This is a genomic window from Alkalicoccus daliensis (genome assembly GCF_900103955.1).
Lineage (GTDB): Bacteria > Bacillota > Bacilli > Bacillales > Salisediminibacteriaceae > Alkalicoccus > Alkalicoccus daliensis.
Genome location: NZ_FNIL01000001.1, coordinates 642,667 through 655,633 on the forward strand (window position 1 = coordinate 642,667; position 12,967 = coordinate 655,633).

Annotated in this window: 15 protein-coding genes; all 15 read right to left on the reverse strand. The window is 39.7% G+C overall.

Annotation, left to right across the window (positions count from 1 at the left end):
• Positions 1-175: 175 nt before the first annotated feature.
• A complete protein-coding gene (gene aroH, locus BLP92_RS03125) occupies positions 176-550 on the reverse strand; it encodes a chorismate mutase (protein ID WP_090840475.1) in 375 nt (124 codons plus the stop codon).
• The gene (gene aroB / locus BLP92_RS03130; RefSeq protein WP_090840477.1) at positions 550-1,629 is read right to left on the reverse strand and encodes a 3-dehydroquinate synthase; all 1,080 of its coding nucleotides are present in this window, start codon (positions 1,627-1,629) and stop codon (positions 550-552) included. Before aroB ends, aroH begins: the two co-directional genes overlap by 1 nt.
• Complete coding sequence (aroC, locus tag BLP92_RS03135; RefSeq protein ID WP_090840478.1) at positions 1,629-2,801, reverse strand: chorismate synthase; 1,173 nt, start codon at positions 2,799-2,801, stop codon at positions 1,629-1,631. Before aroC ends, aroB begins: the two co-directional genes overlap by 1 nt.
• Positions 2,802-3,158: 357 nt before the next feature.
• Positions 3,159-3,929, reverse strand: coding sequence for a CheR family methyltransferase (locus tag BLP92_RS03140; protein ID WP_090840479.1), 771 nt, complete (start codon positions 3,927-3,929; stop codon positions 3,159-3,161).
• Between the two features lie 138 nt (positions 3,930-4,067).
• Complete coding sequence (ndk, locus tag BLP92_RS03145) at positions 4,068-4,505, reverse strand: nucleoside-diphosphate kinase (RefSeq protein WP_090840481.1); 438 nt, start codon at positions 4,503-4,505, stop codon at positions 4,068-4,070.
• 743 nt (positions 4,506-5,248) lie between these two features.
• Positions 5,249-6,220, reverse strand: a complete 972-nt coding sequence (gene hepT, locus BLP92_RS03150) for a heptaprenyl diphosphate synthase component II (RefSeq protein ID WP_090840482.1) — start codon at positions 6,218-6,220, stop codon at positions 5,249-5,251.
• Positions 6,217-7,086, reverse strand: coding sequence for a menaquinone biosynthesis protein (locus BLP92_RS03155; protein ID WP_090840484.1), 870 nt, complete (start codon positions 7,084-7,086; stop codon positions 6,217-6,219). Before BLP92_RS03155 ends, hepT begins: the two co-directional genes overlap by 4 nt.
• Positions 7,087-7,105: 19 nt before the next feature.
• Positions 7,106-7,972 carry a UbiA-like polyprenyltransferase gene (locus tag BLP92_RS03160; RefSeq protein ID WP_090840486.1) on the reverse strand — a complete coding sequence of 289 codons (867 nt, stop codon included), beginning with the start codon at positions 7,970-7,972 and terminating at the stop codon, positions 7,106-7,108.
• Positions 7,969-8,685, reverse strand: coding sequence for a demethylmenaquinone methyltransferase (locus BLP92_RS03165; RefSeq protein ID WP_090840488.1), 717 nt, complete (start codon positions 8,683-8,685; stop codon positions 7,969-7,971). Before BLP92_RS03165 ends, BLP92_RS03160 begins: the two co-directional genes overlap by 4 nt.
• Before the next feature lie 11 nt (positions 8,686-8,696).
• Positions 8,697-9,416 carry a heptaprenyl diphosphate synthase component 1 gene (locus BLP92_RS03170; protein WP_090840490.1) on the reverse strand — a complete coding sequence of 240 codons (720 nt, stop codon included), beginning with the start codon at positions 9,414-9,416 and terminating at the stop codon, positions 8,697-8,699.
• A 174-nt stretch (positions 9,417-9,590) separates the two neighbouring features.
• Positions 9,591-9,818 carry a trp RNA-binding attenuation protein MtrB gene (mtrB, locus tag BLP92_RS03175; RefSeq protein WP_090840492.1) on the reverse strand — a complete coding sequence of 76 codons (228 nt, stop codon included), beginning with the start codon at positions 9,816-9,818 and terminating at the stop codon, positions 9,591-9,593.
• A gap of 21 nt (positions 9,819-9,839) precedes the next feature.
• Positions 9,840-10,403 (reverse strand): GTP cyclohydrolase I FolE, encoded by a 564-nt coding sequence (folE, locus tag BLP92_RS03180; RefSeq protein WP_090840494.1) that lies wholly within the window; start codon positions 10,401-10,403, stop codon positions 9,840-9,842.
• A 979-nt stretch (positions 10,404-11,382) separates the two neighbouring features.
• Positions 11,383-11,655 carry an HU family DNA-binding protein gene (locus BLP92_RS03185; protein ID WP_090840496.1) on the reverse strand — a complete coding sequence of 91 codons (273 nt, stop codon included), beginning with the start codon at positions 11,653-11,655 and terminating at the stop codon, positions 11,383-11,385.
• Between the two features lie 223 nt (positions 11,656-11,878).
• A complete protein-coding gene (locus tag BLP92_RS03190) occupies positions 11,879-12,604 on the reverse strand; it encodes a hypothetical protein (protein WP_090840498.1) in 726 nt (241 codons plus the stop codon).
• Positions 12,605-12,630: 26 nt separating this feature from the next.
• Positions 12,631-12,834 carry a DUF2768 domain-containing protein gene (locus BLP92_RS03195; RefSeq protein WP_090840499.1) on the reverse strand — a complete coding sequence of 68 codons (204 nt, stop codon included), beginning with the start codon at positions 12,832-12,834 and terminating at the stop codon, positions 12,631-12,633.
• Positions 12,835-12,967: the final 133 nt, after the last annotated feature.

Below are 12,967 nucleotides of genomic sequence, written 5' to 3' on the forward strand. Positions count from 1 at the left end.
GGGAACTGCTTGAAGGAGAATAGCTTTAAATATGCTTTGTGTATATTTCACAAAACATTGGCTGAACTATTCTATTAATACGCGGGTAACATTGCCTCTACTCTGCTCTTCAATCCTCTGCTAAACTTCTCTCTGCTCTTCTCTTTACTCTGCTATTAGCGACAATCCTACGTGATCACCGCTCTTTTGTCAAGGACAAGTCCGGCCGCAGCTTCTCTGCTTTATTCAGGTAAATATGATTAATTTCTTCCTGGTTTTTTTCTGTAGCAGCTGTGACCATCAGCCTGATACAGCTTTTCATACTTCCGGGAACGGGAATTTCCTGTGCACACATTACTGGTACAAACTGATAACCGGGGAGATCTCTCAAAGCTCTGGCTGGAAAGGTGGCTGTTAATTCTTCTGTAACAGTAATGATGACATGAGAAATATCCTGTGGCTTCAAATTATTTTGTTCTTCAATCTGCTTCATAAGCTCTTCCGTAGCACGATGAATTAAACCAGCGTCATTCTTTTCGACTGTAGTGGCACCTCTTATTCCACGAATCATTATTTTCCCTCCTCCACTAATAAATTATGTACTATGCTTTCATCTACTTCTTCCAGACTCGGTTCTCCAACATTTTTTAAAAGAACAAAATTTAATTTTCCGCCCTGCGCTTTCTTATCCCGTTTCATTTTTTCAAGCAGCCTGTCTGCTTTCAATCCATCCGGAACAGCAAGACTGTATCCATTTTTTTCGAAATATGCAGCAGTTTCTTTTACAGGAAGTTTAATTTGAAAGTGCTTTTCACTCAGCTTCAAAGCAAAAATAATTCCAATTGCTACTGCTTCTCCATGAGTAATTATTCCGTACCCTGCCTCTGCTTCGATAGCATGCCCCAGAGTGTGCCCTAAATTAAGGTATGCTCTTTTACCTCTTTCGAATTCATCCTCTTCCACAATATCTACTTTTACCTGGATAGAGCGCCGGAGTAATTCATGCAATATCTCCCCTTCCATTTTCTTTAAGGAAGGAGCTTCTGACTTCAGCCATTGAAGAAAGCCTGTGTTCTTTTCGATTAATCCGTGTTTTACTACTTCCGCAAAGCCAGAACGCCATTCTTTTTCAGGCAGAGTTTTCATCATGTCAGCATCATAAATAACTCCATGCGGTGCATGAAAGGCACCGATAAGATTTTTTCCAAGGGGATGGTTAATACCGGTTTTCCCGCCAACGCTGCTGTCGTGGGCAAGCAGTGTGGTTGGCATTTGGATAAAACGGATGCCTCTCATATAACATGCTGCTGCAAACCCAGCTAAATCACCAGTCACTCCGCCTCCGAGGGCAATAATCACGGATTTTCTGTCGAGCCCAGCTTCTAATGATTTCGTCAAAAGGATATGGAGCTGATCCATTGATTTTGACTGTTCTCCTGAAGGTATTACAGTCACTGCAGGTCTGGTATTAAAAGAGGAAAGCACGTCCTCTAAATACAGCGAGGATACGTGCTCATCGGCAACAATCATACAAGTAGACATATCTGGAACAGCTTTTTGTACGTATTCTGCAGTTTGGAACCGTAGATTATCTCCTATCCAGATAGAATAACGGTGATCTTTACTTTTTACGGAAAGCTGCTCTCCCATTAAAAATTCCTCGCTTCCTCCTGATACTGTTCGTAAGCTTTATGAATATCTTCCATCGTATCTGAACCGAATTTATCTAAAAATGCATCTGCAAGTTCCCATGCAACAGCTGCTTCACAAACTACAGCAGCAGCAGGTACAGCACAGCTGTCGGATCGTTCAATAGAAGCTGTGAATGGTTCTTTTGAATCTATATCGACACTCTTCAGCGGTTTATATAAAGTTGGGATAGGTTTCATCGCCCCATGAACAACAACCGGCATTCCATTTGTCATTCCGCCTTCAAATCCACCCAGTCGATTGGAGCTTCTGTAAAATCCACGGTTTTCTTCATAAGCGATTTCATCGTGTACTTTACTGCCCTTCATTCGAGCTGCTTCAAAGCCCAGACCAATTTCTACTCCCTTAAACGCGTTTATACTTAGCACTGCCTGACCAATTTTTCCATCGAGCTTTCTATCATAATGTACAAAGCTTCCAAGTCCAATAGGAACATTTTCAGCAATTACTTCTACAATTCCACCAATAGAATCTCCATTTTCTTTAGCATCATCTATTGCCGCTTTCATTTTTTCGCCTGCAGCTTCATCCATGCAGCGTACTTCTGAAGATTCAGTTATCTCTTTTAATGCGTCGACTGTTGTGAAGGGCTGCTGCTCAGCTTTAACATCTCCTATTTCAAGTACATGTCCAGCCAGCTTAATGCCAAACTGTCTTAGAATAACCTGTGCCAGCGCACCGACTGCTACTCTCACTGTAGTTTCTCTCGCACTGGAGCGTTCCAGTACGTTACGCATATCACGGTGTCTATATTTAATCGCGCCGTTTAAATCAGCGTGTCCGGGTCTAGGGCGTGTGATTTTCCGCTTTACTTCCTTCTCTTCTTCTTCGGTTAATGGTTCAGCACCCATTATTTTAGTCCAATGGGTCCAATCTTTATTTTCAACTACCAATGTTATGGGCGCACCGGTCGTTTTACCATGGCGCACTCCACTCAAAATCTGCACCTGGTCTTTTTCAATCTGCATTCTTCTGCCGCGTCCGTAACCTTTCTGCCTTCTTGCCAAATGCTCATTAATATCTTCTGCTGTTAATGGAAGCTGTGAAGGAACTCCTTCAATAATGGTTGTAAGTTGAGGGCCGTGTGATTCGCCCGCTGTTAAAAATCGCATTTTACCTACCTCTGCTTTCTTTATCGCTTTTATGCGTTAAAATGTCATACTCCTATTGTTTACGATTTTCGGTCATTTTTCAAGGGGATAGAGCTGATTTTTACAAATCATTTTTAAATAGCGATTATAGGAAGCTTTCATAAACATTATAATAATAGGAATTTCCGGATGATTTTGCGGGATTGGAATCGTATTTCAGAAAATGTTATTTTCCTCTGAATTTCAAGCAGATTTCATACGTAATGATCTTTTGAAGTTTTTACCCTCAGCTTCTTTCTCGTTTCATTTACTGTCTTACACTTTGGTAAAACATCTGTACTGAAATACGTGAAACTCCACATTAAACACCATTCATTATTATTTCTTTTTGTAGAAAAAAGTATCTTCCGTTTCAAGGCCATATTTTCCAGGGTTAAATATCTGCTCTGTGCTGCCGACAAACAGCACTCCGCCTTTATTTAAAGCGTCACTGAATTTCTGATACATAATGTTTTTTGCTTCCTCAGTAAAGTAAATCATCACGTTTCTGCATACTATCAAATCGTAACCCGAACCATAGCTGTCATCTAAGAGATTATGCTTTTTAAATGTGATTTGTTTTTTTAATTCATCTTTTACTACATAGCCTAAGCTCTCCGCGGTAAAATATTTATTGATGTGATCTGTCGTTACTTCTTTTAAAGATCGTTCAGGGTAAAAGCCTTTTTTAGCTCTTTCAAGAATGGAATTATCAAGATCTGTAGCTGTAATGCTGAATTGGGAAGGCTCCACTAAATTTTTCATTAATATAGAAAGTGAATAAGGTTCTTCCCCAGTGGAACATGCAGCACTCCAAATTTTTATTTTTGTTTTATCCTTGAGAATTCTGGGCATTATTTTCTTTTCCAGCACGTCCCATCTGCTTCTGTTCCTGAAAAATTCTGAAACATTAATTGTCATTCTCTGCAGGAATTCTTCAAACAACTCCTGATCTTTTGTGAGAGCTGAATAATAGGCATCAAAATTACTGTAGCCTCTTTTTTCACGAAGAGAAGTTAACCGTCGCTTCATCTGGGCTTCCTTATATAAAGCAAGATTTATCCCTGTGCGGGTATGTATTTTAGCGGTGAATTGTTGATAATCTTCCATATTGTATCTCCTTTAAGTTCACTTTAGATAAAAACTATCTCTTTAGTCATACCATAAAAATCTCCCGCACTCCATATTAGATGATAAATAAAAGCTGAAAATTATAAAAAGCCTCGATGTTTATCAAGGCTTTTCACTCTAAACGTTTTGAGCTGCTTTATTTCCTATTAACTCATCCTCATTAAAATATAAAGAGATTTCCCGTACTGCGCTCTCTGGAGAATCAGATCCATGAATCACATTCTCAGATTTTTTAATTGCTAAATCCCCTCGGATAGACCCTGGGACTGCTTCTTTTGGATCCGTAGCACCAATCATTTTCCGAGCTTCAGCTATAACCCCTTCTCCTTCAAGTACCATTGCAAAAACAGGACCTGAAGTGATAAATGCCACAAGCGTATTGAAAAAAGGCCGTTCTTTATGTTCTTCGTAATGCGTTTGAGCAAGGTCTTCTGACATCTGAAGCAGTTTAGCACCTACTAAAGAATATCCCTTTTTCTCGAAACGACTTAAGATCTCGCTTGTTAATCCTCTGCTTACACCGTCAGGCTTTACCATTACAAAAGTTCTTTCCATCTTTACCCACTCCTAAATGCAAAATATGTAATTCTATCTTACTATAACAAAACAAAAATCACATGACAACGCTTTCAAATGTTATTTTAAAAATGGCTGTGCTTTTCCAAAGCCGCAGGCGGGAACCATATGTAAGTTTTGAACACCGTCTGATGAGAATGCCTATTTAAAGTCTATGCATATTATCTCAAAACATGCAGAAATCATTCTGGATATTTTTTCTTCTGAGCGCAGAAACTTCATATGAAGTGAATACTGCCATCAGCGAAAAATCAGCGTCCCTGTTTTCACAGCAAGATTTTCACTTTAAGAGTATTATTGCGATTTAAAAATATGCAACCTTTAGGCTCCTCACCAAAAAGTATAGTTGACTAATGAATTTATTTATATTATCTAAAATAGAGAAGCAATGTTACGGGAAGAAAAGTGCTGATAGACTAGTCTTTCTGCTGAGAAACCAGGAGACTTTACCAGAGTGTCCGACGGGGACGCCTGTGGGTTTTAAGCGAAGTCTTAAGATCATTTCCCTTGCCTGCAGACAGGGGAAACAGCAGAAGACGGGCCGGCAAGCTTCCTCCGGTAAGCGCAGGAGAAATCCCTACCACAAAGGTAAATAATAATACGCTTTTTCCCACTTCATCAGCAGCCTCTGCGCTGATACATTGAAGGTGATTATTTTCTCTTCAGTTTTCTTTCTTTATTATTGTCCACTATATGTTATGGTGAAGAACCAATCTTTTCAATTAATACTTGCGGTTTCCAATATATTGAGCAATTTTCTCTAAAGATGCTGCAGGTTCTTTCTCTTCGATACTATATAACATTTTATTCGCCTTGTTTACATATTTATTGGCCAGATCCTTGGAAGCTTCTACAGCACCAGAGTTTTTAATAGATTGAATTGCATCATCTACCTGCAGTGGATAACGTGAAGGTTCGGCTGCAAATTCCTGCATCTTTTGATAAAACTCTCTGTCTTTAGACATAGCATAGATGGCCGGATAAGTGACATTTCCTTGTGCAAGATCACTTCCTGCCGGCTTCCCCAGCTCCCGCTCAGAACCCACGAAATCCAAAATATCATCCGTTATTTGAAATGCCATTCCTACATAATATCCATACATTTTTAAAGCATGCTGTGTTTTTGCTGATGTGCCGCTGACAAGCGCTCCTAACTCACAGCTGACAGAAATAAGTAATGCAGTTTTTCTGCGGATGCGGCGTAAATACTGTTTCACATGCTGATCAAGCTGATATTGATCCTGGATCTGCTCTATTTCACCTATACACATTTCCTGCATCGCTTTCGCTAGAATTGAATGCACTTGCGGATATTTGCTTTTCGTAGCTATCTCCGTCGCTTTTGCAAAAATATAATCTCCCGTGTACATCGCTACGCGGTTATCCCATTTGGATTTGATCGTTTTTTTCCCCCGCCGAAGATCTGCATTGTCTATCACATCATCATGCACAAGAGAAGCCATGTGAATCAATTCCAAAGGGACTGCAACCTTTTTGATTTCATTTAAATCATAATCTCCATATTGAGCGCTCAATAATACGAAAATCGGCCGGATTCTTTTCCCGCCAGCTTTTAGTATATGAGTGGAAGCTTCCCGAAGCTGAGGATGTTCCGCCTGCACCTGCAGCTCAATCTCTTTTTCTATTTGTAGTATATCCGGCCGCAGGTGCCTGTAAATTTCCGCTAACTTCATGTTATATCCACCCTATTACTAAAATCAGTCTTGATTGGCGCCCATAATTTAATATTTTCAGCAGAATTAATATATTTATCTTTTGCCAGTAGATCAAAAAAATTGTTTAGCCCAGTAATATGTTCATTTGTCAGGCCGAAATGGAGCTGTTGAAAGTACTCTATCCAGAACTTCTCTTCCCCACCAATGTTATGTTTTATATGCTGCGTCAATTCATCAAAAGATCTTTCCATATTTAACAGTTTGCTTCGGTGAAATTCTTCGAATAAATATTGAAGGCTCTCCGGGTAAGCTTCAGCTGCTTTTTTTCTCACTGCAAAAAGTGCATAAGTCATCGGAACCTGCATCCATTCATACCATAACTTTCCCAGATCATATTTATAAAGGGTCTCATCCATCTTCCATGAAGCTCTGATTGCATCATCTCCAATAAGCAGGCATGCGTCATGAGACTCAAGCATTTTTTCCAGCGATGGTGTTTCTGTGGTATACGATGGTTTCACTTTAAAGTAGTGGCTCATAATCAGCTTAAGCAGGTGAACGGATGTGGCTGAACTTGAAGTTAATGCAATAGAGCTGTTGTTCAGTTCTGATGCTTCTTTTTTTGAAAACATGAATATAGAACCTACACTGCCTATAGAAGATACTGATAATTCCGGGAGTATCATATATTCATCAGGATTACGTGCATACTCAAAGGAACTTATACCTCCTACATCTACCAGTCCTGCAGACATTTTATTATTTAACTCAGAAGGTGTTGCCTGTTCAAAAATAAAGCCTCTATTTACTAACTCTGTACGATTGAGATAAAAAAACATTGGCATAATATTTGTGTAATTAATTTCACCAATTTTCAAAGACATTGACCAGCCTCTTTTCTCTCTAAGATATCAACAGCAGGTCTCCAATTGTAAAACTTAACATTACCAGAGAAATAATACCATTCATAGTAAAGAAAGCTACATTGACTCTCGACAGATCGTTGGGAGAGACTAATGAATGCTCATAAACCATGATAGCTCCTACAATGAGTGTACCTGCTAAAAAGATCCAGCTTAAAGGAGTAATCAATACCAGGGTCACCATTGCTGCAAAACTCACCATATGAAATCCTCTTGCGAAAGTTAATGCACGTGGTATTCCGAAATGACTTGGAATCGAATGCAATTTCACGTTTTTATCATATTCTGCATCCTGTGTGGCATAGATTACATCAAAACCTGCAGTCCATAACGCTACTGCAGCGAACAACACAAAGGCTTCCCAGCTGAGCGTTCCTGCAGCTGCAACCCAGCCGCCAAGTGGAGCAAGCCCTATAGTAATCCCCAGAAAAACATGACAAAACCAGGTAAACCGCTTGGTATAGGAATAAAAAACTAAAAAGAAAACAGCTAACGGCAGCAAATAGACCGCCAGCATATTTAATTGAAACGCAGAAAAGATAAGCACAAAAAAAGACACTGCTATAAAAGCAAGCGTTTCAGAAACCGACAGAAGACCAGCTGGAATAGCTCTATTGGCAGTCCGTGGATTATCTTTATCGATCTTAGCATCAATCACACGATTTAAAGACATAGCCGCACTTCTCGCTCCAACCATTGCAAGAGTAATCCACAGCCAGTCTGCTGCAGCCGGCCAGGAACCAGTTACCAGCACACTTCCCAGGATCGCTCCTAAAAAAGCAAAGGGAAGCGCAAATATTGTATGTTCAAATTTTATCATTTCCAAAATTATTTTTAATTTTCTCATATAAGCTTCCTGCCCTCTTCTTTAGATGCAAAATGAGAAGCTGCAGCACCAGCTGAATAGGATTTTATTTCTACGGTCTTAAATCCTGCTTCCAGAAACAGCTGCTTCAATTTCACTTTATCAGGAAACTCTTTCGTGGATTCCTGAAGCCAGGAGTACTGTTCGTAACTGCCTGCAAAAAGCTTTCCGAATACCGGCATCACATAAGTGAAATAAAGCCAGTAAAACTGTTTAAAAACTGGAAGTGTCGGCTGGGATGTTTCAAGACAAACTACTAATCCGTCATTTTTAACTACTCTTTTCATTTCCTTGAGGACTGTTAGATAATCAGGAACATTTCTCAATCCAAAACCAATTGTCACATAATCAAAGTAGTTATCTTCAAAGGGTAGTTCCATAGCATTCCCGTGAATCAGTTCGACTTGGGGGAGGTCTGCAGTTTTCTCTTCACCTATTTGCAGCATATTTTTACTGAAATCAAGTCCTTTTACTTCCCCTTCAGCTCCTGCAGCTTCTGCCAGCTGCCTGGTCCAGTCCGCAGTTCCACAACAGAGATCTAAAGCAGCAGCGCCTTTTTTCACTTTCATTCTTTTCATTGTATCTTTACGCCAGGAAACATGCAGCTGAAAGCTTATTATCGCATTCATTCGGTCATATCTGGTCGATATAGATTCAAATACCTCATGTACCCGCTTTTCTTTCGACTGATTCATTTCATTCACCTCTAGAAAGAAGCAGATGCTCTTTTTACTGCTTCTTCAAAAATAATACGCTGAATTCTATTACTGGAGTTCTCATTTCGTTGAATATGCTCCAGAGATTCCTTGATTTTCCTCTTGCTTTGAATCAAGTGGATATTTATAGGAAATTTATTCGCTGACAATTCGTCAGTTTCTGTCAGTATTTGAATAAGAAAAAGCTGTCTTAAAGAATCTGCTGCATCATGGAATCCTAAATACTCAGCAATATGAGTGGTCAAAGCACTCTTAACAGTAACTAAATGAAATAGGGAAGTTTCTATATCTGATGCTTGTAAAATTCTCATTTTGGCATCGTTAATTGTTTCAACAGCATTTGACATCACTTTTATATAAGTTTCTTCTCCTCTGCCTGCAAGTATACTGTAATATAAACTGCTGTAATAGTCACCTGCAAGCACAGTCAGCTGCCGCTGCTTTCTTTCAATCTCTGAGGAAACTTCAAGCGTGCCTATACGGTCGTGAGTATCCATGGCTGCCTGTACCAGAAGGGCAGCAAGAGTGATCGAATGCTGGGAGGGACTGCTTATTTCTGCGTCTTCCAGCATAATCAGCAGGAGTTTTGCCTGCATAGGATTCATAATAGGTTCAGGGATGAACCTTTGCACATAAGGAAGCCTTACCTGCTGGTAAAACTCAGTTGTTAATTTATGTAGTATGTGGACGTGATCATACGTAGCAGTCATTCCATAATCCTCCAGACAGCTTTCTTTCTCTGTATTAAAATATTTAGTCCAAAACCCGCTAGTTCAGTATAGCATAATTAATTTACGACGAGAAAGGATCGAACCAAAGTTTTATTGCAATAATATATCTCCTGCAAAAAACGTGTCGCTGTATAGCGGCACGTTTATGAAAAGTTATTCATTGCTATCTTCGTTTGATACAGTCCCATGCGCTGTGTGAAGCGTAGCTTTTCCGCGTATTTTAATAGCGGAAGTATGCTCAGTAAACTGAGCAATCATCATTTCATTTTTGTCTAGCTTTTCAGAATGATGAAAACGGGTGTCTGTCCCTCTGGTAAGTCCGATTACGTTCACACCGTTCTCCTTCGCTTTAATCACAATGTAATCATTAGATTCTGCCAATCTTAGTCCTCCTTTAGAAAACTATTTTATGAACGATAATACTTCCGCTCTAGCGGCATCGTTTTCAACAAATGTACCACGAACTGCAGAAGTAACTGTCTTGGACCCCGGCTTCTTAACCCCACGCATCGTCATGCACATATGCTCTGCTTCCACCACGACCATAACACCACCTGGCTGAAGTGTTTCCACCATTGATTCAGCAATCGTGGAAGTAATTCGCTCCTGAAGCTGAGGACGTCTGGTTACAGCTTCCACTGCTCTGGCCAGTTTGCTCAATCCAGTGACTTTTCCACCTTTAGGTATATATGCTATATGCACGTTACCAAAGAAAGGCACTAAGTGATGCTCGCACATAGAATAAAAGGGAATATCTTTAACCAGAACCAGTTCCTCATGGTCTTCCCCAAATACAGTTTTAAAGTGTTCTTTCGGATCTTCATTCAGTCCCTGAAAAACTTCTTCATACATTCTTGCTACTCTTTTAGGCGTATCCTCCAGTCCTTCGCGAGTTGGGTCTTCCCCAATTGCTTCGAGAATCATGGTTACTGCCTGCTGGATTTTTTGGTGATCTACCTGGCTCATTCAAAAGTGCCCCCTATTCAAATCTAATAAAACAAATTAATTGCAGTGTTTAGATAATATCACAGCGTAAATTATTAGGACAAGAAATGAGACTTTCATATTGCGCAGCTCTAACATTTACTGAGATGCTCATGTTGGATCAAACTGTATGTATCCCAAGCGGCGGTTTCCTCAGAAATTATATGCTTTCAAGTTTTCGACCCTGGATATTTCATAAGTCATATCTTAAATAAGGTTTTTACCGGCTGCCGGATTTCAGAGGTATGTTAAAGGTCAATATATTGCACCAGATTCCTAAGAAAAAAATTAAATATCATTGCTCAAAAGCTTATGGATTTTAATTAAAAGGCGGTTATTATTAATGTAAATGATGGAGAATTATTTCAACAAATTTCCCTATTAAGAAGCTATAAAAATCTTTGAAAACAGTCCTGACCTTCACCTGTCTTTCCAAAAAAAAGACTTCAGAGCATACTCGCTTCGTTCTAACCTATATGATTTTAAAAGGGATCGCTTTTATTTAAAAAATTTATATCAATAAGCTACCTTGAAAATAAAAGTCCGCTAAAAAAGAAGTAATAATGCTGCTCCACTTTCGGAGAGGCTTACCCAAGGGCTTGTTCTCGACTAATTTTGACGGAAAGAACATCCGCCAAAATGGATTCTCGAACGGCGCTCATCCATTGGGTGTCCTCTCCTTCGTTACACAGCATTATTAATTTTCATACTTCATGGTGCAAAAATTTTGCATGAGTGCCTCTGTTAATGCTCATTGATGATAATAGAAAACTTCGCTGCCACTGCCCTTCCGGGGACGAGCTCTTCCGCTTTCTCGCTTTGCTGCGGGATCTTCCCGGCAGGCAAAAAATATCCTGAGAACCGCCTTCCTTAGCACAGCATCAGCAAGCCTAAAATAAAAGAAAGCCCGATAAGCAAAAGCTTAACGGGTTCCTTTTATTACATAAGTAGACTTATGTAATTACTTTACTGCATCTTTTAATGCCTTACCAGGCTTAAATGCAGGAACGTTGCTTGCTGGAATTTCGATTTCTTCACCAGTCTGCGGGTTACGGCCTTTACGGGCAGCACGCTCGCGAACTTCAAAGTTACCAAATCCGATCAGCTGTACTTTTTCCTGCTTTTCAAGAGAGCTTGTGATGATATCAAAGACAGCATCAACAGCACCTGTTGCATCCTTTTTAGAAAGGTCTGTTTTTTCAGCAACCGCATTGATCAGTTCTGTTTTATTCACATTATTCACCTCCCTGCAAGGTATACTTCTTTTGCATTGTTGTAACCTTTGAAATGCTATACCCGTGCAAACACGGGATAACAAGGCTTATGTTAAACGAAAAACCCTGTTAATTCAACAATTTTTACGCATTTCTTTGAAAAATTATAATTATATTAGAAAAAAAGGAAATAAATAGGTATATTGTCCATTAATTCCCCTAAACTTCCTCTCCATCAAAGGTTTACCCTAAATCTCCTTCTATAAACACTATTTCATCATTTTCCAATGTCTGCGGCTTAGAATATGCAGGAACAAATGGCGACTCTTCAGCGAGCAGCCAGCGGAGATCATCTCCTTCTTCAAAGCTGCCCATTCCGAATTCATCTATATAATGCTGAATGTCCAAAGAAAAATCAATAATAACATCTCCCTGAGTAGTCAATAAAAGAGGAAGCAGATGATCTGGATGAAATGGGCTTTCCACCGTAGGCTGCTCATCATATCCCAGTTCCTCATAATCAGGACGAATTATTTCGCCCTTAATAATCTCATCTACTGGGGCATACTGATTTTCGCGTCTGTAAGCATTCAGTCTCGCTTCAAACTCCTGAATTCTTCTCGCTGTTCTTAGATCAATAAGTTTTACAGTAGGCTGTTCTTCCACATCGATAAGAACATAGTGAAAACTGCCACCGTTCTCAAAAGCATTCGCCGGACGCTCACTCATGTATCCTGGAACAATTTGACTAAACTGGACCGGATACCTGCGGAATATTGGGGTGTCCGCGTCTCGTGTGGCTATAGGGAGCACCCCTGTAGTTTCTTGAAACTGTGCTACAGCAGCCTGTACTCTTTCCAGCTGCTCCTGATTAGGCCCCTGCTGACTGCTTCTCTGATCCTGAGGATAAAGACAGCCGCTTAACAATGCAACTATTAATGACAGCAGAATAACCTTCAAAATTTTCATACTATACCTGCTTTCTTTTTGTAAAATCAGTCTGGGACAGGTCCGCTGAAAGTCACAAGGAAAACGATTAATCCAGAAACCATAATGCATGCAAAACTGATTGTAAGTAATGTATATCTAAGAAAACCTGTCAGTTTTTCTTTCGTTAAAATTGTGATAACAACGGAGAGAAACATTAAACCCATAGCAATAAAGGATATCCACATTTTTAATAATGGATCTTCAAACATTATATTTTTCCTCCCCTCAATCTCTTGAATTCTGCATTATTATAGCATAATACCATCAACAGTGCATGAGACTGCACTTTAATTCGTTACTGGATGTTCAGCGAGTTTATTTACTCGCGTTTCCTAAGCCTGA